Consider the following 26,944-nt stretch of genomic DNA (forward strand, 5'->3'; position numbering starts at 1 on the left):
ATAAAGTGAAATATTTTTTAAGCAAATTTTAAGAAACCATTTAGATGGCTTTTAGATACTCCAAATACTTTTGTTTTAAAATAATAAACCAGCATATAATGTTAGAACGTATTATCCAATACAGTATCCATCACAAACTTATTATACTCTTATTTACAGCGGGTATTGTAGGGTTTGGCCTATATTCTTTATCCAATATCCCTATTGGAGCTGTCCCTGACGTAACCAACAATCAAGTACAGGTGATTACAACCTCTAGAAATTTAGCAACGGAAGATGTAGAAAAGTTTTTAACATATCCAGTAGAACTGGAAATGGCAAACTTACCAGGTGTTAAAGAAATTCGTTCTGTTTCCAAGTTTGGCCTATCGGTGGTTACCGTTGTTTTCGATGATGACATGGGTACATACCTACCACGCCAACTTATCGCCGAGAAAATAAAAAGTGCTGAAGAAAAAATTCCAGCAGGCTTTGGCAAACCTTTCATGGGACCTGTTTCCACAGGTTTGGGCGAAATTTATCAATATGTAATCGATGTCGATGCAGAATACAAAGATCAGTATTCATTATCCGATGTCCGTACCATCCAAGATTGGGTAGTAAAGCGTCAACTTTCTGGAATTCCTGGAGTGGTAGAAGTAAATACTTGGGGAGGATACCTCAAAACTTATGAAGTCGCAGTTAATCCTGAACGACTTCGTTCAATGGACGTTTCTATCTTTGAAGTGTTCAGTGCATTGGAAAAAAACAATAGTGTTGCTGGAGGCGGTTATATAGAAAAAGCAAATGAAAGTTACTTTATAAGAGGAGAAGGCCTTGTGGGCTCTATACAAGACATTGAAGATATTGTTGTAACAAGAAAAGGTGATGTGCCAGTCTATGTAAGAGATATTGCTACAGTAGGTTTTGGTCATGCCAACCGTTTTGGTGCAATCACTGGAAATGGTGCAGGCGAAAAAGTATTGGGACAGGTAATGATGCTTAAAGATGCCAACTCCAATGCTGTTATTGAAGCTGTAAAAAAACGTGTGGCTGAAATAGAATCATCATTACCTCCAGGCATTTCAATCAACCCTTTTCTAGAGAGAAGTGAACTTATCTCTAAAACTACATTTACAATTGCAGAAAACTTAATATTGGGGAGTTTAATTGTGATATTCGTTGTGGTATTACTTTTAGGTAACTTAAGATCTGGTTTGGTCGTTGCCTCCGTTATTCCATTGTCTCTCCTATTTGCACTTTCTTTAATGTATATCTTCGGAGTAGATGCCAATTTAATGAGCTTAGGCGCAATAGATTTTGGGATTATCATCGATGGTGCAGTAATTATTGTTGAATATATTGCTTTTAAAATCACAAGTCAGCGTGCAAAATTATTGGCACTTCCTAAAAACGAAAGACAAGGATTAATAGATAAAATTACATATCAAGGAGCATCCAAAATGATGAACTCCGCAGTATTTGGACAGTTAATTATTATTATCGTTTTTATCCCTATACTTTCTTTAGTAAACGTGGAGGGTAAAATGTTCCGTCCAATGGCTTTGGTATTCACTTTTGCACTTATTGGTGCGATGATACTTTGTTTTACATACATTCCTGTTATGGCTTCTATGTTTATTAAGCCTACCAATACAGAAAAAAGAACTATTTCATCTAGGCTAATTGCCTTTCTTGAAAGAAAATATCAACCTACTATTTTATGGGCTTTACGTCAAAAGAAATTGGTTTTAGGTATTGCAATAGCCCTATTAATATTTACCGGGTTTTTATTCACTAAAATGGGAGGTGAATTCGTACCTACATTAGACGAGGGCGATTTCGTTATTCAACCAGTTTTAAAGACGGGAACATCGTTGAGCAAAACTGTTGAAGCTACTACCCGAATGGAGAAAATATTAAAAAAGTTTCCCGAAGTGGAACAAGTGGTTAGCCGGATCGGTGCTGCTGAAGTACCTACGGATCCAATGTCCATGGAAGAAAGTGATGTTATAATCAAATTAAGACCAAAAAGTGAATGGGTATCTGCAAAGACAAAAGACGAATTGGCAGATAAATTTAAAGAGGCTTTATCGGAAATAGCAGGTGTTGATTTTGAGTTTACCCAGCCTATCGAAATGCGATTCAATGAGTTGATTACAGGAGTACGTGCAGATTTAGCTATTAAGGTTTTTGGTGAAGATTTAGACATACTATCTTCTAAGGCTTTAGAAATAGAAAAAGCTATCCAAAATGTGGAAGGAGCTGCAGATATTTCTGTAGAGAAAACGGCTGGACTGCCACAGATGACAGTAAAATATGACCGTAGAAAAATTGCAAAATACGATTTAAATATTGAGGACTTAAATAAAGTCGTCACAATGGGTTTTGCAGGAATGACCGCAGGAACAGTTTTCGAAGGAGAAAAGCAATTTGATCTGGTACTTCGTTATGATGATGCCCATAGAAGAGATATTCAAAATATAGAAACAGCTTCGGTCTCTCTTCCCAATGGAACAAAATTACCATTAAGCGAATTCGCCAAAATAAGCTATACCAAAGGACCTGCAAAAATTTCGCGTGACGATACTAAGCGACGTATAGTCGTGGGCGTGAACGTTCGTAATCGAGATTTGGAATCGGTAGTTAAAGATGTTCAAACCATTATTGAAAGAGATGTTAAGCTACCTACAGGCTATTCTATAAGCTATGGTGGGCAATTTGAAAATCTTCGTACAGCAACGGCAAGATTGAAAGTTGCTGTCCCTATCGCACTTGTTCTAATTTTTGTGTTACTCTACTTTGCATTCGATTCCGTAAAGGAAGCCTTGATGATTTATAGTGCAATTCCTTTAGCCGCCATAGGTGGCGTATTGTTGCTTTACCTAAGAGGATTACCCTTTAGTATTTCAGCAGGCGTTGGCTTTATCGCTCTTTTTGGAATTGCTGTACTAAATGGTATTGTACTGATTGAAGAATTTAAAGAACTTAAAGCACACGGTGTAAATGATATTAATAGACGAATTTTAATGGGAACAAAAAACAGATTACGTCCTGTGTTGCTAACAGCAGCTGCAGCAGCTCTAGGCTTTTTGCCTATGGCTATTTCAACTTCTGCTGGAGCAGAAGTACAAAGACCTTTGGCAACAGTTGTTGTGGGTGGTTTAATTACCGCAACAATTTTGACCCTAGTGGTATTGCCAATCTTATATGCCATTTTTGATAGAAAAGGGCATCATCCAAAAGTTAAGACCAAAGTGAATTTCAAGGCACTCGGCATTATTGCCATAGTGTTCTTGCCTATTTTAGGAAATGCACAACAAAACCCTATCAATGCGGAAAAAGCTGTACAGATTGCCATTGAAAACAATAACGGACTTAAGGCTTCTGCCAAAAGGATAGACCAATCAAAACAGTTAGTAGGAAGTGCTTTCAACTTGGATAAAACCCAGGTGTATTATAGTTCTGATGAAAATAATATTGCGGAAAACGGGCTTCCATTAGAAGTTTTTGGAATTAGCCAGTCCCTGCAATTCCCGACGATTTATGGTGCTCAACAAAAGGTGGAAAAACAAAAAGTTGAATTATCCACCCAACAATACCGATTAAATGAAAGAGCCTTGACCAAAGAAGTTTACAAAGCCTATTACAATGTGGTGTATTATAACAGCCTTGTACAACAATACACTTTTCTGGACAGTCTTTATGGTCAATTTTCTAGGGCTGCCAACAAGCGCTATGATGTGGGCGAAACTAATTTGTTGGAGAAACTTATGGCAGAGACCAAGCAAAAAGAAATATCCATTTCGCTTGCACAAACAAAAGAAGGCGTAAAAAAAGCATTTACGATGCTACATCAATGGATGCAGACAGATTCTTTGGTTATCGTAGAAGAGAAAAGTTTGCCCAGACTGGAATTAAAACAACCTAATTTTAGTAACCATCCTGGAATACTATTCTACGATTCAGCTCAAAAATTGAGTAAATTTTCTCTCTCTCTGGAAAGGCAAAGATTGCTTCCCGATTTACATATTTCAGTCTTTCGAGGTACTAATAATGGTGTAAATGCAAAGCGATATAATGGTTTTCAAGCAGGCATATCCATTCCATTATGGTTTGGGGCAAACAAAGCGAAAATCAATGCGGCAAAAACAGAGACGATGATAATGGCCGATGAATCTGAAAATTATAAGATACAACTCGAATCAAGGTATCAGGGCTTGCTATCCGATTTAAAGAAATTTCAAGAAGCCGTTGATTATTATGAAATGACAGGTGGCAAACTTGCAAAAGAATTAACTACAAGTGCATCGAAATCATTTCAAAACGGCGAGATAGATTTTTTGCAATACGTACAGCTTTTAGAAAGTGCCAAAAATATTCAAATTACCTATTTACAAAACCTTAACGAGTATAACGCTACAGTTTTAGAATTAAATTATTTAACTAATTAATGATGAAAAATACAGTCAACAATTTTACCAATGTTATAAGTTTAACAAGCATTCTTTTACTACTTATGCTAACACTGGCTTCCTGTAATTCAAAAGAAAAATCAGAAACAGGAAATAGAGATGGAAGTATAGAAAATGTAGACCAAGAGGCCATTAACATAACCGAAAATCAATTCAAATCTGGTGGAATGGAATTGGGCAAAATATCGATGCAAGAATTTAATACGGTTGTTAAAGCTAACGGTATGTTTGCAGTGCCTCCACAAAACCAAGCAGATGTTAGTGCCTACTTTGCAGGCTACGTAAAAGATATCGAACTATTACCAGGGCATGCAGTCAAAAAAGGCCAAGTGCTGTTCACTATTGAAAATCCAGAATATGTTCAGGCACAACAAAACTTCTTAGAAGCAAAAGGACGTTTAAGCTATTTGAAATCCGATTATGAACGCCAGCAAGAGCTGATGGCTGACAATGTGACTTCAAAAAAGGTTTTTTTAAAGGCAGAATCTGAATATACCGTGACTTTGGCACAATATCAATCCCTTAAAAAGAGGTTGAGCCTTATGAATATTAATCCAAATACCCTTACTGGCGAAAACATTAGGTCGGTAATTAGTGTAACCTCACCATTATCGGGTTATGCAACTACTGTAAACGCAAGTAAAGGTATGTACCTTAACCCATCGGATATTGCCGTAACTGTAACAAATACAGACGACCTTCACATAGAATTGAAGATTTTTGAAAAAGACCTTCCCATGGTCAAAACAGGGCAGCAAATCAATGTGAGATTGCAAAACAATTTGGACAATGTATATAAGGGTATGGTACATTTAGTCAACAAGTCTATAAACGCTCAAAATAGAACGGTAGATGTTCACGGGGATTTAGTAAATGAGGAAGAAGTAAAATTATTTGCTCCTGGAATGTACATTGAAGCTGAAATTCTAACCACTTCTGCAGAACATCCTGCATTGCCATCGGAAGCGGTTGCAAACATTGATAATGATTTTTTTGTACTTGTAAAAAAAGATAGTACAAATTTCAAAAGAGTATTGGTCAAAATAGGTGCTAAAAACAATGGATTTACTCAAATCCTTAATGCAAGTGATTTCAAACCAGAAACCGAATTTTTAACAAATGGAGCATTTAATTTGATAACAGAGTAAACCCTAAAATTAAAATATTAATTATAACAACAATATGATGAACGACGCACATTTTCATTTAGTAGTGACCCATCTTCCCATCGTGGGTGTGTTAGTTGGTTTTCTGGTATTGCTGTCAGGTTATATCATAAAAAGCCCTCAAGTAAAGACAACGGCACTCGGTATTTTTATTTTTAGTGCCTTAACAGCTATTGCCGCTTTTTATACTGGTGAAGGAGCTGAACAAATCGTAGAGAATTTACCTGGAATCAGTGAAACCCTTATACATAATCACGAAGAATTAGCGGAACTCTTTTTTACGATGATGTTGGTTCTTGGCGGTGCTTCGCTACTAACCCTATTTTTACAATTCAAAAAATTCCCGTTCGTTAAACATGCCTTTGGGTTGGTTCTGCTACTATCTATAAGCTGTATAATTATTTCTAAATATGTGGGTACAACTGGAGGCGAAATAACCCATATTGAAATTAGAAACGATGCCAATGTCATTCAATTAGATTCGAACCACGACAGCCTTGACGATTAAAAGCATTACGAGGTATTGTTCAGATATACTTCATAATAATAAATGCAAGAATCTGCCTTTACACAACTTTGTCCATAACCAAGAGGTTATTGATAATGTTTTCTTGATTTCCAATGCTATAAGAATATGGCCAAAGGAAATAGATTATATAGTTATTGCAGCTTGCTTCCATGATACCGGATTCTCGAAAACCTATAAAAATTACGAAGCAACAAGCAAAAGAATTGCCGCTCAGTATCTGGCGAAAGCAAAGTATAACAACGAAGAGATCGATAAGGTTTGCTCCTATATAGAAGCTACAAAAATGCCTCAAGATCCCCAAGACATTTACGCCAAAGTTCTCTGTAATGCCATCTTGTTTCATTTGGGCACAACAGATTTCTGGTATAAGAATTTGCTCTTGCGAAAGGAATGGGAGCTATTTGATGGCATTGTTATGGTCGATAGCGAATGGCAAATGCTCAATATAAAATTTTTGGAAGCGCACCGCTTCAAGACCGATTATGGCAAAGAGGTCTTGGAAAAGGGGAAACAAGAAAATTTAAACAAACTAAAACAATTAATTCGAATAAGATGAAAAGATCCTCTACCATCTTAAGATAAGACCAAGACTTTTAATAAAATTTAGACTTGTACTCTATTTTCATATCTTAATTTAATCACCATGTCAAAAAGACTTTTCCTATTTTTACTTTTGGTATTTATAATTCTCAATATAGGCTTGGGTAGTTGGGGTCTTACTGAATCCAGCGAGGCACGGTATGCAGAGATTAGCCGTGAAATGCTCTTAAGTAAAGATTATATAAACCCCTCCCTATTGGGTGTTTACCACTACCACAAACCTCCCATTACGTACTGGATAACTACCTTGGGTTATAAAATTTTTGGTGTAAATGAGTTCGGGGCACGCTTCTTCTTACAAATAGCCATCATAATCCAACTTCTTCTGGTTTATAACATAGCCCAGTTGCTTTTTAATCAAAAAAAAGTTTCGCTCCTTGCCACTGTTGTTTATTTTTCATTTCCCATTGTATTAATATCCAGCAGAAACCTTACCACCGATGCTTATCTAACCACTTTTATAATGGCTACCATTTATTTTTGGCTTGCCCGGATCAAGAATGCACTTGGGTTGTGGGCGCTTTACGCTTTCTATATTTGTTTGGGTTTGGCAATACTTACAAAAGGACCGGTAGCACTACTATTTGTGATTACTTTTATTATTGTGCACCACTGGATGCTTAAAAAGAGAATCAGAACTTCCTTTCATGGAATTGTAGGTTTACTTTTATTTTTTGGTATTTCCACTAGCTGGTATGTATTCCTTTGGTTGAAAGACCCCTCTTTTCTGGATTATTTCCTGCACCGGCAGGTAGCGGATAGAATATTTTCAAATTCATTTAGTAGAACGAAGCCTTTTTATTTCTATATTATTATTTTGCCAGCTTTATTATTTCCTTGGGTGTTGGTGCTCCTCAAAAACATCTTTGGGAAAGGGAAAAGTTTTTTTAGAAGAAAGGATGGGATCTCTATTTTGGTCATTTCAGTAGTCATTCTTATTTTGCTCTTCTCCATCTTTAAGACCAAACTTATTCTATATATTCTTCCCCTATTTTGGATGGTAGCAATAGTAATTGCCAAAATGCTAGTAACCATGGAACCAAAAAAACTAAAGATTTTAAACATCACATATGCCATAATGTCCTTGTTGCTAGTAGTGGCCAGTCTGTTGTTTTATTTATTTAATATGTCATACCTCAATATTTCGCTGTGGGAAGTTCTGTTAACGCTTGGGCTGGTATCACTGTGGTTCTTCATTTATTTCAAGATAAAAAACACAAAACCACTAACCACTGGAATCCTGGCGGCTGGGTTCAGCACCATCCTTTTAATATTTGGTATGTTTATTATGGGAGATAATCCTGGCGAAATCAACAGTATTAAAAGGATCTCAAGTTTTGTTGAAAAAGTGAACCCTTCTTCCAAAAAATTCGTGCTGGTTTACAATTATCTATTGGATTCCGCCCCGTTCTATCTTAAAGGAGACATAGTGACTATAAATGCTGGTCATAATACCACCGAACGCGACATCCAATTTCAACCGAATGAACATTGGAAAAAAAATCTCATCAATTGGAGCGACGAATCACAGAAATCCTATCTTGTTTCGCTACTGGACAAACCAAACAGTTTTTTGATACTCCGTAAAAGAGATAGTGGAGATGACAAATTGAAAACTTTGTTGTACCATTTCCAAAAGAGAAAGGAATTTGAAAAGTGGATAGTTTATTATCACAACTAGCTGAAAGTAGAAAATTAAAGAAGTCTGGGAATCCCTCATTTTTGTTTTGCACAAAAAAATAATTTTTATGGAAATCTTCAGATATACTAAAAAGACCATAGGCTTTGGGTGTTTATAAGGTGTTCGTCAGTCGTTCCATTTTGTTCCATAAAACATATCTGCAAGAGCTTAAGAATGCCATTTCGAGATTTTGATAAAAAGTCGTGGCAATCTCATCTGGTATAACTATAATTATATAATAAAGCTCTTGCATATACCATAAATAGCACCACTGCGGCGACACGTCCTCGTTGGCCCTATTTATTTGTTTTATTGCACACATTCTCGCCTTCCTCACCCGTAGCTACTTTTTTACCCCAAACCCCAATAGGTTTGCGCTATCGCGCAGATATAATGTTTGGGGTAAAACCGCTACTTCATACAATGCGAGCCTGCGGGTCGCTTCGGGCAAAACCCACATAAAAATTAGCGTCAAAAGTTTATTTAGAGATTTAATTAAAATAACTAAATTATATAACATCTAATCTGATTAGGCATGTGGGTCTGCGGGTGTCACCTTTTTTGAACAACTCCAGCTTGCAAATAAGATAACCCCGTCCTCGCGAACGCGGGGACCTCTTCATTATTAATCAAAATTTTTATTAAAAGCCAATTATTATATAATTATGGGTTATCCTATTTCGCAAGAAATGCAAGAGCATCTCCTTAAGTCGGCCATTCCATCCTGGCTTAATAATTTTTACATTTCGGATTGGCTATAAGTAATACTTCAAATGGTTTAAGCATATATCCTTAAAACCATCATTACGCATGTGCTCCAACAAACGCCAAGCCTGAAATGAAAACTATTTCCAAACCCTTCCATTGCCTCTTTTATTCGTTGCACTTGCCAAAACTTAAACAGTCAGTTAGCATCCACACAAATCATCAAAAAATGCGCCACCCTTGCGGTAAACCGTTGCTGTGGTATGCACTTTTGCCGAAAAGGCAACGTGCTATTACCACACCACCCTTGCTAAACTCGCAGCCGGATCGAGCCTTAAGGATTACCTGCTGAAATCATATCTTTAGCTTACAAAAAAATCAAACATGATAACAAAAACAATTCAAATTACAGAATTATCAGTCGATGAATTAGCAAATCAAGTAGCAGATAAGCTTTTGCTAAAAATTGAAGCCTATTTAAATAAAATTGGCTCCACAAAAAATGAAGTATTATTAACAAGAAAAGAAACAGCCGAATACTTTAAAGTAAGTTTAGTCACAATACATCACTGGACTAAAAATGGTATTTTAAACGCGACTTATATTGGTAATCGCGTTTATTATAAAAAACAGGCCATTTTAGAAATTGTAGAAAAGCAAACTAGAAGATTAAAATAAAAAAGATAACAAACATAGTAGCCTCCCTCCGGCCCCACTGCAATACTATAAGGTTCAAGCCCTGCGGGTTTTGAATAAAACTTTTTAAAACAAAAAACTTTTACTCAAAAAACTTGACAGGTTATCCACTGCTACAATGGTTTGGCTTTCTTTTTTCTTTTTCTTCCGAAAAAATATTGAAGGGAATAGTTAGTTTTTAAAAGGAACTTTATAATGAAAGAATACTGAATGCAATCCTTATGAAACAATACGGCAAGTTATTTTTAAGAAAGAACCATAAAAAAAGATCCTTGAAGAAAGAGCCTTTGACTATTTTTTGAAGAAACTGAAAAGATAATTAAGAAGTTTAGCCACTACATAACTAACGGAAGCACCAATACTAGCCATAACAACTGTAAATAAAATAGCATCCAAACTAATATTTAAGGCGATAGAAAAAAGCGTACCACCCAAAAATCCGATTTTAGTATTTAAATCAGTAAAATCCATTCTACTCTTTTTTACTCGATCTATCATCAATAACCGCCGCCTGACTGACAGCTGTAGCAACAGTTCCCGCAACGGCCATATAAGTGGCAATGGTAATAACAATCGCGGGTAAACTAATAGGAGCGGTAATAATGGCGCCACCAGCCGCCGCCAATGCGATGCCAATATTTCTCAAAATTCTGAAAAACCTAGGAGTTGGTTCTTTATATCGTTCAACTAAATTCATAATGAAAAGTGTTTTATGAAACCGCTCTACATTCCCGCCCCTTTGGGGAGGATTAGGGAGGGGCTTTTTATGGTTAATAAAATTTGTTCTTTGCGATCAAAAGCTTGATGACAAAGTGAAAGGATTTTTTGCATTGCCAATTGGGAGGACCAACCAGTTCCTATACCCGAAAGTTGACTCACTGGTGCCAAACAGCCCTCTAATTCTTTAGCGGCATCATTTGCTTTATGAATCAATATCAATTGCCGACCATCCACAGCCATAACATGAATATGATTCCCTAAACGACTAGAAAATCGTGGTACTAATTCATAAATCCCTTCCGGAATACAGGAAACTTGACGTTTATTATTCAGCCAAGGCAATTCAATCATAAAACAGATAAACCGACCATTTATAAAGAGGGCACCATTGGTACCCTCTTCAAAATAGTGTCTTTGGAGTATTAAATCCATCTTATAGCGTGTCAACAAGAGCTGCAGAAAGCGCGTTGAAAGCACCATTTTTCAATGGGTACATGTCACCATTCACTTCTTGGTAAAACTCAACACCAACCACCTCAATAACCGGTAATACCGAGTTAGGCGTAAGTGCTGCGTTTAATGCAATAGGCAGCGTATCGGGTGCTGTATAAGGCAAAATGCCAGAACTTGCCATTTCAAAAACAAAGGTTTCCGTAATGAAATCCACTTCTGCTGCACCCATAACAACATTGAAGTGAGTGGTTCCTGAAGGAGCCGCAATTCTCACCATCGGACTAAAAGCCGCCAACGTAACATCAGCACTTCCCGTCACCCGATCAAAAGCCACCACAAAAGGAGCAAATAAAGTGGAGCCCAGTTTGCCGTTGAGGTTGAATTCAAAGCCTAAAAAACGACTCAAATCCCCATCTTGAACGGTACGCTCACCTCTTAAATTCACGAGGTCCGTTTTAATAATGGCCACCAAATCTTTGGTCAATCTACTAACCACACGTTTGTCTTGGGCGTTTTGCAGCAACACCCGAATCGCATTCCGAATCAGCTTGCCGGCTTTGCCAGCACGCCCAAATTCAGAGCCATTTTCACGCGTTCGCTGAAACGCAGGGTCATTAGCTATACGTTTGCCGTCTATACCGCCTTTAGTACGTGCTAAATGCCCATCACTTGATTTGTAAAAGGAAATATCATCCAGAGTTCCCTTTAATTTGATAATACCAGTTTGCCTAGCCATAATTCAAAGTTTTTTAGTTTTATCAAAACTCCGTATCTTTAAGAAGCAATCCCAAAAGCACTTCACTCCTATGCCGAAAAGTGTCTTTTTTGCCAATTTAAACCTATGGATGATGGTAGGATCATGTATAGATAAAGCATGGATAAAGTATGAGCAACATCAAAAGACTAGTTATTTACCGAAAAGATATTGGGCGTATTACAGGCAGAAGCGAACGCTATGGACGTCTTTTAATTAAGAAAATAAAGGTCCATTTTGATAAGGAAGAGCATCAATTTATTACATTTAAAGAATTCTCTGAATACTCTGGTATTGAGGAGTATATAGTAAATAAATACATTTAGAATCAAATGATTCGGTTCACTATTCGGTTCACTCTTATTTTATTAGATGTTTAATTAGTTGACACACAGCGTATAAAGAGGAACTGGATATTTCCTCTTTATACGCTGAAACCCATGTAAACACTTGATTTACAGGGGTTTATTTTTTTAGTTGATAGTCCAGTTGACAGTGCTGCAAGTTAACTCCCTAATATACTTTTTTGTTGACAACTTTGATTAAACTATATATTTCCACTCCTGTTAAGTACACAAATAATCTTATTATAATAAATTGAATCATCATTTCAATAATTAAGTTCTACTATTTTCTAATTACCTTATTATTAAAAGCCGCTTATTTTATAAGCTTCTGGAAATTTAATAGCCATGATGTTATAATCTCAATTTATCAAGCATGTCTAATAAAATTATATTCTTGCGTAAATGACTTTCTACCCAAAAGTCGTAAAACTCTGACTAATTTATGCTTACTTTAAAATAAGTAGAAACGCTATGTACAGCTTCAATCATTTGGCATATAAAACCATAGAAAATTATGGCAATAATAACTTTTATTGTTTAGACCATTTAGGCCTAGAACCTACGGGCTGACACTATGGTCAAGATGCAATATAATGAGCGAGATTTTATTAGCTCGTTATGACAAATCCCTACATCAGCATTAATCGCCTCTCATAAAGCAATCCCCAAATAACATAAACCTCACCCCTGCTTACAAAATGGCATTTTACTATGATGCTTTTACATCTAAAGAATACCTCCCTTCGCTGCTAACCAATTTTTATTAAAACCAATAATTAAAAGTACAAAAAATTAGCGATACCCCGGTAATTAGAACCTAAAACTATTATATTAGTGGACATATAAAAAGTTAGCTTTAAGGCCGAAAAAAACACCAGTATTTAAAGAACTGTTATTAATTAAACTTCATTCTCTTTATACTCAATCCTCTGACCATTAAAATATTGCTCTTTTTATTAAATACACCTTATGCGTAAAAATCTACTTGAGTATTTATTAAATAGATTAATTTATTGACTTAAGTCAAATAGTTTGGCTTAAAACAATATTAGTTTTGCTAATCGAAAAATAAATATAATTTAAAAATGGAATTAGCCGAATTAGATACCATACAAACCACTACTACCGAAAGTATAGAACGATTAGAAAAAGCATTAATACATCTTCGAAATGGAAATGGCGTTATTTTAACTGACGACAAAAATAGAGAAAATGAAGGAGACTTGATATTTTCGGCGCACAACATGACCAATAATCACATGGCACTTATGATTAGAAAATGTAGTGGTATTGTTTGCCTTTGTTTGACAAATGAAAAAGCCGATTCACTTAATTTACCCTATATGGTAAAGGAGAATACAAGTAGTTTTCAAACCCCTTTTACAATCACTATAGAAGCAAAAGAAGGTGTGACAACAGGGGTTTCTTCCAAAGATAGATTGACAACTATACAAGTTGCTTGCAATGAAAATGCTAAAAGCAATGACTTAGCGAAACCTGGTCATATATTTCCATTGAGAGGTAATGACAAAGGCGTGTTAGGAAGAAAAGGCCATACCGAAGGCAGTATTGATTTAATGAAACTAGCAGGCTTACAACCAGAAGCAGTATTGTGCGAATTAATGAATGATGACGGAACAATGGCAAATTCGGATACAATTACAGCATTTGGTAAAGAGAATAATTTGATAGTGCTATCGATACAAGATATTATCCATTATCGTAAATTTGTTAGAGACTACAACTAAATGACAAATAATATCGAACTCACTAATTTCATAAAAAAGAATATTACTATTGAAGATGAAGATTTAAAAATGATTTTGTCTTATTTTAAAACCATAAAAAAAAGTAAAAACGACATTTTACTTGCTACTGGAAAAATTAGTCAGGTTAGTTATTTTGTAAAAAAAGGGTGTCTAAGGTTATTTTTCATAGATGATAATGGAAAAGACGTTACCCGTTATATTGCATTTGAAAATCAATTTGCTACAGCACTTGTTAGTTTTATAACAAATGAACCTGCCCAAGAAACAATTCAAGTTATTGAAGATAGTGAGCTCCTATACATCACACACGATGACTTTAGGCATCTTATGAAAATTATTCCCAAATGGAAGGATTTTTATAGTATTTATTTAGAAAAAGCATATGTAAATAATTCAAAAAGACTCATGTCTTTTACTATTTTAAATGCTTCAGAAAGATATAATCAGTTATTTAAAATAAACCCAAATATTGTTAAACGCTTACCAAACAAAATAGTAGCTTCTTATATAAATATATCCCAAGAAACATTAAGTAGAATAAAATCGAAAGTCTTACAATAAAATTTATAAAATATGAAATACGCATTGTTACTCGCATTATTCGTACTGCAATTCACGGGTTATTCACAATCGCTTGATAAAAAGTCCAATTCTGAAAACGCTAATGACAAGATGTTACTAACAATCTTCCTTAAACATGATCAAAGCATGACTTTGAATGAGATTGAAGAGATAAGAACCAATCAAGGGTTTTATGAAAATCTCCCTCCAGAAGGTACTTCTGTAGTTAATTGGTTTGTAGTTATGGGACTTGGTCAAATGGTTGTATTGGAACTCCCTGCTTCAAAATTATCTGCTGTAAATTTGGCAATTGAAAGAACCGCATGGAAGGCTTTTACAACAGAAATGTATGCTACTTACAATTTGTATCCTATCATAAAACATAAGTTGAAAAATAAGTCAAAAGTAGTGCTTGATTCCAAACCCAGTTCTGAAAAAGCGAATGATAAGCTGTTATTAACCATCTTTCTTAAACATGATCAAAGCATGAATTTAAATGAGATTGAAGAGATAAGAACCAATCAAGGGTTTTATGAAAATCTCCCTCCAGAAGGTACTTCTGTAGTTAATTGGTTTGTAGTTATGGGACTTGGTCAAATGGTTGTATTGGAACTCCCTGCTTCAAAATTATCTGCTGTAAATTTGGCAATTGAAAGAACCGCATGGAAGGCTTTTACAACAGAAATTTATCCCACTTACAATCTATATCCTATCATAGAAAATAAATTGAAAAATAAGTCAAAAGTAAATTACTAGAATTTTAATGCTTATCAATAGTTAAACAAACTTAATATAAGCTTTGGGTTACACGTTATAAAAACAAAAGTAATTATGGCAATTTACGCAATTGGAGATATACATGGTAGTATTAACGCATTAAAAACTATTTTTCAGCAGGGTTGGATAAAGGAAGATGATAAAGTAGTTTTTCTTGGAGATTACATCGACAAAGGACCTGATAGCAAAGGCGTTATTGATTGGTTAATTGAAAAAAGTAAAACATTCGACTTCGAATTTATTCTTGGTAATCATGAGATAATGATGAGACGTGCCAAATCCTCAACTGAAATATTTGAGTATTGGCTAGAAGAGTATGGAGGATCACTTACATTAAACTCCTATAAAATTGGTGATAACCAAAATTGGATGAATCAGATAGATAAAACGCATTGGAACTTTATTGATTCTTGCTTACCCTATTTAGAAATTGGAGCCTTTATATTTGTTCATGCAGGACTTGAAGAAAACAAGAGTTTAGAGGAACAGAATGAGCATTATTTATTTTTCAAGAAGTTTGAAGAACCTCTAATTTATGATCCGGTAAAAACTGTGATTTGCGGACATACTGCTCGAGTAAATGGAAAAATAGCAGATTTTGGTCACACAATTTGTATTGATACTTTCGCACACGGAGGCATGTGGTTAACTTGTTTGAACGTCGAAACAGGCGAGTTTTTAAAAGCGAATAACAAAGGACAAATAGAAAAAGGAAAATGACTCCATCGAAATTTTGATCAAGATTACGGAAATCAAATACAAAGAATTTGATTATAATATAAAAGGCACTCAAAACTAACAAGGTACTGTGGTAAAAAACAAGTGAAAATACATTAACTTTTTACTAAAGTACTTCTGCAAGTATTCTCATACATTAACCCTGTTTTAGCTATTGCAAAAGCCTGTTTTAACAGTTTATTACACTCGGCTATTAACGCTAGTTTTTTGCTCATTCCTTTGGCCACAAGTCGCTCATAAATATCCCCACACACCTTATTATATCTGCCAGCCGGCAAGCAGGTTTACAGACATTGAAACTGCACATAACTAATAAATTACGAAGTTTTTGATTATCCATTTTACTAATGCGAGGTCGGCCTTTTAAACTGCTTCCACTTTGTCTAATTATTGACGTTAAGCTAGCATAACTACACAATTCACTTCCACTTGTAAAACGATCAAATCCATCGGTTAGAACCACCAACATGACAGCTGTTTTATTTCCAGTGCCTGGTATCGTTTTTAGTCTTATTAAAACATCTTGATGTGATTCTTTTACTAAAACCATTAGCTTGTCTTCCAAGTTTTTCATTTCTTTTTGGACATGTTTTAAACTACGTTTCAAACATTGCACAACTGCTTTAAATGGATTTCCTAAAACAACTTCGCCATGTAATTTGTTTTTTAACATTGTGCTCTGTTTTTTATATACAGAAAGGAGTCTGGTCATTTGCAGGCATTCTGTTTGATGTTTAAAGTTGCCTTTCCAAAGTTTTAATTCAACCTGTTTTGCATACTCACAAATAAGTTTAGAATCACTTTTATCCGTCTTGATATTGGAGAGCTTCATCTGGATAAAGCGTTTGACTAATAACGGATTTTCTACAAACAATTTTATCCCAGATTCAAGCAAAAAATAAGCCAACTGATAGTGATAATAGCCGGTTGCTTCCATTACGCAATGGCTATTAATATCCAAGAGTTTTACATACTTTTTGAAGCCAGAAGCACTGTTTTTAAATTGGTAATAATTGCCATTAGAATCCGTTACATCGAAAACCAAATGGCTAATGTCAATTTATTCATTCACTCATATTTTAATATATGTATTCATGATTTGCTTCGCAGTTAAAAATAATTTGTATTTCACACATAAGAAACTATTTTTTAAAGGACAATCTACGCGAGTTTCAACGACTTAAAATCGAGGTCTAAAAGCCTCATAGTCCCGATAGCTATCGGGAGCACGAAATCTTTGTAGAAACCGAAGAATGAGGTTCTTGAAAACAAAAAAAATACAAAAAATAATGAACAAAAAGATAGAGGATTTTCAATGTTGACGAGATCAATGTCTCTGCGTATATAAAAACCTTACCCCTCTCTTTTGTGCTTTCTTATTTATAGGTCTTAATTTAGTGTTTTTATTAAAATGCTAACTTAAGCTGTATAAAAAAAATATGTAGTTTAGTTCTAAAGCAAAGGGAAAATGCGTACTTGCTTTCATCCGATTTTCGTTCCTAAAATCCTCGCACACAAGCACCCACTTTTCACACACCAAACGTTACCACAAATATGAGAAAAACGTTAACATCAATATTCATGCTTTCGGTTTTCACCTTGTTTTTCTAGAATTGTAAAGAAGAAAAAACCATTAGTGAAAGTGAATTTGATCAAACCGCTTTCTACGAAATATTTCCTGCAATTTTAGATTCAATCTACTACGAGAAAAGACTACTACCACCGCCTCCATCACCACCTAAATTTTTCCAAAAATAGGAATACCAAAACAAGCTCGATAAAGGAATTCAGTACTATAACCAAACTGACAAGTACAAGAAAGATATTAAAAAATTGGAAAGAAAAAAAGACTCTCTGCAAAGGGATAAGACTTTAATATATTTGGTCGTTTCTGATTCTATTAGTGGAATTGAAAACTATAAAATTGAACTAAATAAATTGAAATCGAACAATGAAAAGATTAGATTCAAATATCGTTCAGAATTCCCAAATGGTCGTGAATTTTGGATAACTGATTATGACTATTTTATTGCGGGAAACATTCAATTTGGCGGAATAATATTTGACAAAACTAAAAATAATGGCGTGCTGAATGGAGGTTATACAATGGGAGTTTTAAACGGAAGTGGATCTAGAATTTTTATCAAAAAAAATAAAAGTGGTAATTGGATAATAGATAAAATTGAGGGAACTTGAATTTCATAAAAAATGCGTGTGGTAACAACCTATAAAAGCTATGGCTTGGTCTGTCCTCACTTTAAAAATCCTTCCGCATATTCCAAAGCCAGTTTTTATTTATAAATTCGCTACCTAAACGTAGCATTCTATTTTAAAAACAAGAGTTGCTACATTTTAATTAACTTCCTATAATAAATATCAAAAACCATGAACGAAATAATTTGTCCTAATTGTAAAAAAGCTTTTAAAGTGGATGAAGCTGGATTTGCTGATATATTAAAACAAGTTCGCGATCATCAATTTGAGGAAGAACTGAACAACCGCTTGGCGCTTGCCGAAAAGGAAAAGAACAGCGCTGTGGAACTTGCTAAAGCCAACATAAAGAACGCTTTGCAGGAACAACTAACCAGAAAGGATCAAGAATTATATGCCTTAAAAGCCAAAACCGATTCGGAGCTTGCTGAAAAATTAGCAAAGAAAGAAATGGAAATTGCTGACATGAGATCCAAGATTCAAAGTGCTGAAATTCAGAAAAAATTAGATGTTTCAGAAGCTATAAAAATCGTTGAGAAACAACGCGATAATCTGGCAAGCGATTTAAGAATTAAGGAAACAGAAACGCAATTACTAGAAAAATCTATTAAGGAACAGTTTAACAGTAAACTAGGAATCAAAGATGAAACCATCAGAATGAAAGATGATGAAATTGCGCGTTTAAAAGATTACAAACAGAAACTATCCACAAAAATGGTTGGTGAAACTTTAGAGCAACACTGTGAAAACGAATTTAATAAGTTGCGCGCTACCGCTTTTCAGAATGCCTATTTTGAGAAAGATAATGATGCTAGAGGTGGCAATAAAGGCGATTTCATTTATAAAGAATCTGATCATGCTGGAAATGAAATCATTTCTATCATGTTTGAAATGAAAAATGAAAATGATGAAACGGCTACCAAAAAGAGAAACGAAGATTTCTTTGCAAAACTGGACAAAGACCGTAAAGAAAAGAATTGTGAATATGCCGTTTTAGTGTCGCTCTTGGAATCTGATAACGAGTTTTACAATACGGGAATAGTGGATGTGTCTCATAAGTACGAGAAAATGTATGTTATACGACCTCAATTTTTTATACCCATTATTACCCTACTTCGTAATGCTGCTATGAATTCTCTGAAATATAAAGCAGAGTTGAATTTAATGAGAAATCAGAATATTGACATTACCAATTTTGAAGAAAAGATAGATACGTTTAGAAAAGGTTTTGCTTACAATTATGATTTGGCTAGCCGGAAATTCACCACAGCTATTGAGGAAATTGATAAAACTATCAATCATTTAAACAAAACCAAAGAAGCTTTATTATCTTCAGAAAACAACTTGCGTTTGGCAAATAATAAAGCAGATGAATTAACTATTAAAAAACTAACTCACGGAAATCCCACCATGAAAGCCAAATTTGATGATCTTTCCAATAATGAGGAATAGTAAATAGAACCATTTTCATACTATATCGATTATCAAGGTTAAAATAAAATAGAATCTATAATTCTTAAAAATATACTACGTTTACATTTCAAGTACTTTATTTATGACCTTTACAATAGTTGCGCTTATTGCTTTTGCTGGTTTTGGAATTTTCGCATTAATTGCAACCAGGAAAAAATCAGTTAAACCTTTTCCTGAAGCTTGGAAGGCCTTACTTCTAGAACATGTCAATTTTTATAGTGAACTTTCTAAAGTGGATCAAAAGCGTTTTCAAAAGCGCATGATGGTCTTTTTAAGTGAAGTATATTTAGACAGCGTCGGTTTTGAACTTGAGGATTTAGATAAAATCTTGATTGCTTCCAGTGCCGTTATTCCTGTTTTTAGTTTTTCTGAATGGCATTATCATAATTTAAGCACGGTTTTGGTGTATCCCGAAAATTTTAATGAAGATTTAGGTTTTAAAGATACCGATGAAAAACGTCATATTGCGGGTGTAGTTGGCAATGGTCGGTTTGAGAAACAGATGATTCTTTCTCGGAAAGCACTGCATTTCGGGTTTCAATCGAGCTCCCATAAAACCAATACCGCTGTGCATGAATTTGTGCATTTAATTGACAAAATGGATGGAATAACGGATGGTGTTCCAGAGCGTTTAATTTCGCAACCCTATGTAATTCCTTGGTTAAAACTAATTCACCGCGAAATGGAAGCTATTAATGATAACAAATCGGATATCAGACATTATGGTGGCACCAATGAAGCGGAATTTTTAGCAGTTGCTTCCGAGTACTTTTTTGAGCAACCTAAACTGATGAAAAAAAAGCATCCTGAATTATACAAAATGCTTACCGCCTGTTTTAGGACCAATTGATTCCTTTTTTTTCAAGAACAACTAATCTAAAAATTTGATGCGACAGGTATACATGAAAACTGGCTGATTTAAATACATTCAAGAATACCCATATTAAAATTTTACGCCGTTAAAGCCTTATTATAAAGGTCAAATTAATATATAAGTTTAAGGAAATTCTATAATTGTAGTTGAAAGATTAAAAGATAAGTCTAGAATTATAAAGACAAAGGAGTTCCTATTTGATTAAAATATCATTGTTACAATAGCTTTTTCTTGAAAACAATGTTTTTATTATCCTTAAATTTTTGTAAAACAAACGAATTTCTATTTCTCACTTCAAGAATGAAGAAAGTTATTTTCTAGCCAGAGCAATCCATCACACATCACATTCCATACTGATTGACATTGAGCAGGATCTCCTTTCTACAGTTTTTAAATGTCTAACTCAGAAAAAACTTAAAACACGATTTTGAAGTGTTTAGTTATTCAAACGCTCTCTTTTCGCAAAACGATCGTTATTCTGCTAAGGAAAAACATCATTTATAGGTATATCAGTGAGCAATTACATCATTTAAAGGCACATAAGCATATCTTCAAAAAAGAGAAAAGATTGAGCATAAAACAATTTTTTTTTCCTAATTAGTTCTGCTTACCCCAAAACAACCGTTCCAATTAATTTTACACGTGTAAAAGATTTACCCAACTAATATCAATTGTATTCTCTTTATAGAAACGCAATTGTCAAAGTTATTTAAAAGGATTTATTTCTATTCTACACATATAAATTAGCATTATATGGTAACAATTTCAAAGGTGGATTGATATAGAGGTATAAACCCTAAAAAATTAATATATGATGTAAGTACACTTTGGAATTCATTTAAATAAAGCGCAACCCGAAAAGCTTAAAGAGTAGGGAACCTTAAAACTTAAAATATTATGAAACAAAATTCATTTAATTTAAAAACGTTAAGAAATGTCATGTTATTGCTTTTCTTAAATTTATCATTTTCAGCATTTGCAAATAATTATATTGATGTAGAAGTAGCATCCAATAGTAATGCCGTAGACAAGGCGATTTCTGGATCATCTAATGGAATTAATACATATAAGACTTTTACATTTACAATTCCTTTTTATAGCTCAACGCTAAATGAGATAAATATTAAATCAAATTGGCCCTATGGCTGTAATGGTGACGTGATGATAAATGTGGATGGTATCAATTCAACCTATTCCGGATATCAAGACACTTCTTTGCATAAATGGTTTAAAATCTCAAATTTATCAGTGGGTACTACAACTTACCTGGTAAAAACGCTTTGTGGTCCAAATGAGGTAGAAGTTGCCAACTCAAGACATCTAATAAAAGTAGTTGTAGTCAAAGAAGCTGACCCTGTAATAAATTTAACTTTAGGTGCCAAATGTGCTAAAGATAAAAATGGCAAATATACTGGTTACATAAATTTAACTGCGGAAGGTTCTTACACCAATGCCAGTAAACTATATCTCAAGATTACTACTCCTGCAAGTGGTTGTAACTATAGTCCACTTTATAAAATGGTGCATTTAGGTAATAGTAATGCTCCAAATAATACTGTTTCAAATTCAGGGTTCTATAATTGTAGTTCAAATGGAATCTATAAAGTTGAATTATTTTATAAAAGTCCGTCTCCAAGTGGAAACGGTGTAATGGAAAAAATTAATAGTGGCCAATTTGGTTGGACAGATTACTCTTTTAATAAGTGGAGTAAAACATGCAGGAATTTAGTAATAGCGGAACCCGTATTAATGCATTTCAAAAATGCAGCCCCATTAGAAGAGTCACCTGTAGTCTTAACAAATCCTGTTAAAGAAGAATTAGATTTATTTTTAAATTCAGATACTAATACTAACTATGAAGTTGAAATTTATGATTTCTCTGGTATTAGTGTGAAAAGAGCTAGTTTTAAAAACGTAACGAGTAAGTCTAAGAATACTATTAACGTTCAAGATTTGAAAAAAGGAATTTATGTAGTTTCAATTAAAAATGGTGATTCAATAATAAGGAAAAAAATGATTAAAGAGTAAGCACTATTTAAAGCTTAAAAACTCCAGTAATTATGCTGGAGTTTTTTGTTTTAAAGTTTAAGCAAATATATTGATGCTTACATCACAACCCGATAATAATTGACATGTAGGATTGCATTCAGCTTAATATAATAATTTACATAAAAATTGTTGTTTTTGGTATTTAAAAACTGACAAACAAGATCGTTAGATATCTTTTATATTCATTTTCAATACGTTTCTTCTCTTCCTTTACGAGGTTTAAGTGCTCCTTTGATAACCTACTGTTACATTAAGCAATTATAGATCTTCCACTATACGCTGCATTACTTCTCATAAACTAATAGCATGTTATTCCTAACTCTATTAGCAAATGAGTAGGACTAGCTTTTGTTTTTTAAATGGCGTATATTTAATGTCAAATAGAGATAGCAAATAGTCAAGACCATTAAACGTCTTTTACCTTATAAATACTCGTTCAGTAACTTATGTTACTGTCCAAAATAGGATTGCAGCGTATCTTTATAGGAAACTTAAAAACAATATTTAAAACAGTCATTATGGAAACAAATGTAAACATGCAGGAGGTAAATTCAATGCCTAGAATCGGTGATCAAGCACCAGATTTTGAAGCGGTAACAACGACAGGTAAAATAAAATTTTCTGATTTCGCTAAAGATAAATGGGTCATTATGTTTTCGCATCCAGCCGATTTCACACCCGTTTGTACAACCGAGTTATCTGGTTTTGCTAAACGCAAAGGTGAGTTTGATGCCCTGAATACCCAACTTTTAGGTTTAAGTATTGATAGTATTCATTCGCATTTAGGATGGGTTCAAAACGTTAGAGAAAATACAGGCGTTTATTTTGATTTCCCTATTATAGCGGATATTGACATGAAAGTTGCCAAACTTTACGGAATGTTGCAGCCTAATGAAAGTGAAACTGCTGCTGTACGCGCCGTTTTCTTTATAGATCCAAGTAAAAAGATTCGATTAATCATGTATTACCCATTAAATGTAGGTAGAAATATGAATGAAATCTTACGTGCTTTAGAAGCGCTTCAAATTTCAGATAAACATAAAGTCGCCATGCCATTAGATTGGAAAAAAGGCGATCGCGTTATTGTTGGTCCTCCAAAAACTTTAGATGAATTGAATGCGCGATTAGCAGATGATTCCGTTGAAAAAGTAGATTGGTACCTGGCTACAAAAAATCTTTAATACCTTATGTCAGTCTTGATTTAATAAAAAATCAGGACTGATATTTTTTTTATTTACAGTAGAATTTAATACCACTAATTATGATAATAAAGCAATTTCAAGATAAGCCTTTAGCTCATTATTCCTATGCTATTATTAGCGACGGTAAAATGGCGTTGGTAGATCCGGCTAGGAACCCTATGCCCTATTATACATATGCTGAAGAAAATAACGCCAAAATTGTAGCGGTTTTTGAAACCCATCCGCATGCCGATTTTGTTAGTAGTCATTTACAAATACACGAAGAAAAAGGCGCCACCATTTATGTCAGTAAATTGGTTGCAGCCAATTATCCACATCAAGCTTTTGATGATGGTGATACTTTAAAAATGGGGAACGTAACATTTTCCGCCATTAATTCGCCCGGCCATTCACCAGACGGTATTACAATTATAGCCAAAGACGAAAAAGATAAACATGCCATGTTTTCTGGAGACACCTTATTTATTGGCGATGTTGGAAGACCCGATTTGCGTGAAAAAGCAGGAAATATGAGAGCAACCAGAGAAAAACTGGCTAAAAGCATGTATGATACCATTCAAAATAAATTCAATCATTTACCAGATGACACATTAGTTTATCCAGCTCATGGCGCTGGTTCTTTGTGTGGAAAAAATATGAGTACAGATCCATCCAGTACTTTAGGCGAAGAACGCGCTGGCAACTGGGCGTTTAAAAAACAAACGGAAGATGAGTTTGTAAAAACTATTTTAAAAGATCAACCCTTTATTCCTGCCTATTTTGGATATAATGTAGATATCAATAAAACGGGGGCTGATAATTTCGTTAAAGAAATAGCTGATATTCCTATCAAAAAAGACGTTAAAAGTCTGCAGGGATCTACTTTAATCATAGACATTAGAGATGAGGCCGATTTCAAAAAGAATCATCTTTCGGGAAGTATCAATATTATGGCGCGAAATGAAGATGATAAAATTGAAACCTGGTTGGGATCTATTGTGAAACCTAAAGAGAAATTCTATTTGGTGCTTAAATCCGTTGATGATAAAGATGACATCATCTCGCGTATAGCTAAAATAGGTTATGAAAGTCAAATTGAAGCCATCGTAACATTGGCAGATAGTGATTTAGAAAAATCAGAAAGTTTTGATATAGCACATTTCAAAAAAAATAAGGATGCTTATACTATTGTTGATATTCGAAATAAAAGTGAAGTGGCTGAAGGTAAAATTTTTGAAAACGCCATTAATATTCCGCTTAACGAATTGAGAGATTCTGATGAAACCATTCCTGCCAACAAACCAATTATGGTGCATTGTGCTGGTGGCTATAGAAGTGCTGCAGGCAGTAGCATCATTCAAAATAAACTTGAAAATGCAACGGTTTACGACTTGAGTGATGCCGTAAAAGAATTTCAAGAATAAAGACGTTTTCAGCTTTTAAGATTTATACTTGAAGGTATTACTATTGAAGATGAAACTATAAAAGAAACCGCATGAGATTTAAAATCTGATGCGGTTTTTTCTTGTTATGACTTGAAAAATTTAGTGAAACTTATAATCCGTTCCGGGAACTGTAGAAAAGGAATATTCTCCCAAATAATCACAATAAGCGCGACCATCTAATTTTGGAGACACTGGCGAATGTACTTTCAAGTATTCTTCAATAACATCATGAATGGTGTAATCCATTTCCTTCACATCTTTAACATTGGACATGCGGCATAAATTATCAATAGGATCTCCAGGACGCACACAAGCCGAAATGGTATAATATTGGTCGTCTTTCATTTCTTCACCCTTCACTTTGATACTCGTTATGCGCTCACCTCTTGGATTCTGACTTTTAAAATCGACATCCATTCCAGAGAACCGGACCAACCAACCGCCAAAACGTTCCGTTGGGTTTTGAGCAAAGGCATTATGCATTTCTTTTTCTAACCAATCTTTAATTTGTTTTCCAGTAGCTTTTCCTGTTTTAACATTTTCGTTAACTGGTAGTAAATTCCATAGGTTAGCACGCGTTATTGCAGCAGGTTCGCCATTTACAGGAACCACTGGGTTACCAAAACGGAATCCATTTGAAATAGAGATGTCTGCTCCTGTTTTCCAACGTGCGGCATCTGTAAACAAGTTATCCATTGGGTTTTCTACCGTTAAATAACGGAACAAAGGTGCGTTTGTATAACCAATAATAGTTTCTAAATTTTCGCGGTAAGGTTCTTTTTCTTTATTAACCAAAGCTTGCATCTCTTTATCGGCTGGATAAATTTTAGGATCTACATCAATTAAATCATAATCATCACTTACCAATTTACCATCCACAAAATTCAAGGTTAATTTTCCAACAAAGGATCCAAAGGCTCCTGGTTCTGTAACTTTGGCGTATTTTCCTTGAATCATTTCGCGAACGCGCTCATGGGTATCATTTCCTAAAATATAATCCGCATTTTCAGCAATTGGACTATTAGACAGTTCCACTTGCTTAAAAATTCCGATATGTGTCACCAAGAAAATAACATCTGCTCTTTCCTTAAATTTAATATCATCAACCAATTGTTTTACGCTACTATCTAATCCGCTAAAAGCAATACCTTCACTAAAAATTGGGTTTTGTCTTACAGGAATATCAGGATCATTAACACCTATAAATGCCAATCGAATGCCTTCAATTTCCTTAATAGCATAGGAAGGAAATAAAGGTTCTTTGCCGTCTTCATGATACATATTTTGAACAATTACATCTGTGTCAAAATCAGTCATGACTTCCATCATAATATCTTTACCATAAACCACTTCCCAGTTTCCTGGAATAATAACATCATAGCCCATGTTTTTTATAATATTGGACATCACGCGACCTTCAGACAAGGCTGCGTAACCGCTACCTTGAATTAAATCACCACCATCTACTATTAACGTGCGACCCGGATTTTTTTGTCGCTCCAGATTAAAAATGGTTTTAATATTCGCAAGGCCACCGCGTTCTTTAAAAACGATTTCATTATTTTCCCAAAACAACTCGGGATGCGAATCCAATTGTCCATGAATATCCGCCGTTTGAAGAATAGTGATACTCATAGTATCTGAAGTCTTAGTCATATTTTCTACCACTGTATTTTCTTTTTCAGATTTGCAGGAAACGGAAAGTGCTAACATTCCCATAAGTCCAACGGTTGCTAAAATAGTTTGTTTCTTATTTTTCAT

22 protein-coding genes and 1 pseudogene are annotated in these 26,944 nt (G+C 34.5%); 17 read left to right on the forward strand and 6 right to left on the reverse strand.

Going from position 1 to position 26,944, the window contains the following annotated elements:
• Positions 1-98: 98 nt before the first annotated feature.
• The 6 genes from ES674_RS14040 (at position 99) to ES674_RS14065 (ending at position 9,813) form a co-directional block, all read left to right on the forward strand.
• Complete coding sequence (locus tag ES674_RS14040; RefSeq protein WP_148405068.1) at positions 99-4,433, forward strand: CusA/CzcA family heavy metal efflux RND transporter; 4,335 nt, start codon at positions 99-101, stop codon at positions 4,431-4,433.
• A complete protein-coding gene (locus ES674_RS14045) occupies positions 4,433-5,602 on the forward strand; it encodes an efflux RND transporter periplasmic adaptor subunit (protein WP_246126070.1) in 1,170 nt (389 codons plus the stop codon). The genes ES674_RS14040 and ES674_RS14045 overlap by 1 nt, the downstream gene beginning before the upstream one ends.
• Positions 5,603-5,636: 34 nt before the next feature.
• Complete coding sequence (locus ES674_RS14050) at positions 5,637-6,128, forward strand: hypothetical protein (protein ID WP_246126071.1); 492 nt, start codon at positions 5,637-5,639, stop codon at positions 6,126-6,128.
• Positions 6,118-6,705, forward strand: a complete 588-nt coding sequence (locus ES674_RS14055; protein ID WP_148405070.1) for an HD domain-containing protein — start codon at positions 6,118-6,120, stop codon at positions 6,703-6,705. The genes ES674_RS14050 and ES674_RS14055 overlap by 11 nt, the downstream gene beginning before the upstream one ends.
• 87 nt (positions 6,706-6,792) lie before the next feature.
• A complete protein-coding gene (locus ES674_RS14060) occupies positions 6,793-8,430 on the forward strand; it encodes an ArnT family glycosyltransferase (protein ID WP_148405072.1) in 1,638 nt (545 codons plus the stop codon).
• Positions 8,431-9,519: 1,089 nt separating this feature from the next.
• On the forward strand, positions 9,520-9,813 hold the full coding sequence (locus tag ES674_RS14065) for a helix-turn-helix domain-containing protein (protein WP_148405074.1): 294 nt from the start codon (positions 9,520-9,522) through the stop codon (positions 9,811-9,813).
• Between the two features lie 309 nt (positions 9,814-10,122).
• On the opposite strand, the gene ES674_RS14070 is transcribed toward ES674_RS14065, so the two are convergent.
• The 4 genes from ES674_RS14070 to ES674_RS14085 form a co-directional block, all read right to left on the reverse strand.
• Positions 10,123-10,302: a hypothetical protein gene (locus ES674_RS14070; RefSeq protein WP_148405075.1), complete on the reverse strand. Its 180-nt coding sequence runs from the start codon at positions 10,300-10,302 to the stop codon at positions 10,123-10,125.
• 1 nt (position 10,303) lies between these two features.
• Positions 10,304-10,477, reverse strand: coding sequence for a hypothetical protein (locus ES674_RS14075; RefSeq protein WP_246126072.1), 174 nt, complete (start codon positions 10,475-10,477; stop codon positions 10,304-10,306).
• 77 nt (positions 10,478-10,554) lie between these two features.
• Positions 10,555-10,983, reverse strand: a complete 429-nt coding sequence (locus ES674_RS14080) for a DUF5675 family protein (RefSeq protein ID WP_148405078.1) — start codon at positions 10,981-10,983, stop codon at positions 10,555-10,557.
• A gap of 1 nt (position 10,984) precedes the next feature.
• The gene (locus ES674_RS14085; protein WP_148405080.1) at positions 10,985-11,740 is read right to left on the reverse strand and encodes a hypothetical protein; all 756 of its coding nucleotides are present in this window, start codon (positions 11,738-11,740) and stop codon (positions 10,985-10,987) included.
• 149 nt (positions 11,741-11,889) lie between these two features.
• Here ES674_RS14085 and ES674_RS14090 point away from each other — a divergent pair, with 149 nt between their 5' ends.
• From ES674_RS14090 to ES674_RS14110, 5 genes are all read left to right on the forward strand, one after another.
• Complete coding sequence (locus tag ES674_RS14090) at positions 11,890-12,084, forward strand: hypothetical protein (RefSeq protein WP_148405082.1); 195 nt, start codon at positions 11,890-11,892, stop codon at positions 12,082-12,084.
• Between the two features lie 1,106 nt (positions 12,085-13,190).
• Positions 13,191-13,853, forward strand: a complete 663-nt coding sequence (gene ribB, locus ES674_RS14095) for a 3,4-dihydroxy-2-butanone-4-phosphate synthase (RefSeq protein WP_148405083.1) — start codon at positions 13,191-13,193, stop codon at positions 13,851-13,853.
• Positions 13,854-14,435: a Crp/Fnr family transcriptional regulator gene (locus ES674_RS14100; RefSeq protein WP_148405085.1), complete on the forward strand. Its 582-nt coding sequence runs from the start codon at positions 13,854-13,856 to the stop codon at positions 14,433-14,435.
• Between the two features lie 12 nt (positions 14,436-14,447).
• Complete coding sequence (locus tag ES674_RS15495; protein ID WP_211359300.1) at positions 14,448-15,191, forward strand: hypothetical protein; 744 nt, start codon at positions 14,448-14,450, stop codon at positions 15,189-15,191.
• Between the two features lie 75 nt (positions 15,192-15,266).
• A complete protein-coding gene (locus tag ES674_RS14110) occupies positions 15,267-15,932 on the forward strand; it encodes a metallophosphoesterase family protein (protein ID WP_148405087.1) in 666 nt (221 codons plus the stop codon).
• A 113-nt stretch (positions 15,933-16,045) separates the two neighbouring features.
• Here the strand turns inward: ES674_RS14110 and ES674_RS14115 are convergent.
• A pseudogene (locus ES674_RS14115) lies at positions 16,046-17,010 on the reverse strand (IS110 family RNA-guided transposase).
• Between the two features lie 773 nt (positions 17,011-17,783).
• Between ES674_RS14115 and ES674_RS14120 the strand changes: the two are divergent.
• The 6 genes from ES674_RS14120 to ES674_RS14145 all read left to right on the forward strand — a co-directional run bounded on the left by ES674_RS14120 (position 17,784) and on the right by ES674_RS14145 (position 25,162).
• Positions 17,784-18,146 carry a hypothetical protein gene (locus ES674_RS14120; RefSeq protein ID WP_148405089.1) on the forward strand — a complete coding sequence of 121 codons (363 nt, stop codon included), beginning with the start codon at positions 17,784-17,786 and terminating at the stop codon, positions 18,144-18,146.
• A 189-nt stretch (positions 18,147-18,335) separates the two neighbouring features.
• On the forward strand, positions 18,336-19,613 hold the full coding sequence (locus ES674_RS14125) for a DUF2130 domain-containing protein (protein WP_148405091.1): 1,278 nt from the start codon (positions 18,336-18,338) through the stop codon (positions 19,611-19,613).
• A 103-nt stretch (positions 19,614-19,716) separates the two neighbouring features.
• The gene (locus ES674_RS14130) at positions 19,717-20,484 is read left to right on the forward strand and encodes a M90 family metallopeptidase (protein WP_148405092.1); all 768 of its coding nucleotides are present in this window, start codon (positions 19,717-19,719) and stop codon (positions 20,482-20,484) included.
• Positions 20,485-21,405: 921 nt separating this feature from the next.
• Positions 21,406-22,536: a T9SS type A sorting domain-containing protein gene (locus ES674_RS14135; RefSeq protein WP_148405094.1), complete on the forward strand. Its 1,131-nt coding sequence runs from the start codon at positions 21,406-21,408 to the stop codon at positions 22,534-22,536.
• A 539-nt stretch (positions 22,537-23,075) separates the two neighbouring features.
• Positions 23,076-23,738, forward strand: coding sequence for a peroxiredoxin (locus tag ES674_RS14140; RefSeq protein ID WP_148405096.1), 663 nt, complete (start codon positions 23,076-23,078; stop codon positions 23,736-23,738).
• A gap of 80 nt (positions 23,739-23,818) precedes the next feature.
• Entirely contained in the window at positions 23,819-25,162 is a 1,344-nt protein-coding gene (locus tag ES674_RS14145; RefSeq protein ID WP_148405098.1) for a rhodanese-like domain-containing protein, read from the forward strand.
• 120 nt (positions 25,163-25,282) lie between these two features.
• Here the strand turns inward: ES674_RS14145 and ES674_RS14150 are convergent, their stop codons facing one another.
• Entirely contained in the window at positions 25,283-26,944 is a 1,662-nt protein-coding gene (locus tag ES674_RS14150) for a bifunctional metallophosphatase/5'-nucleotidase (protein WP_148405100.1), read from the reverse strand.

The organism is Bizionia myxarmorum (genome assembly GCF_008086205.1).
Taxonomy (GTDB): Bacteria; Bacteroidota; Bacteroidia; order Flavobacteriales; family Flavobacteriaceae; genus Algorimicrobium; species Algorimicrobium myxarmorum.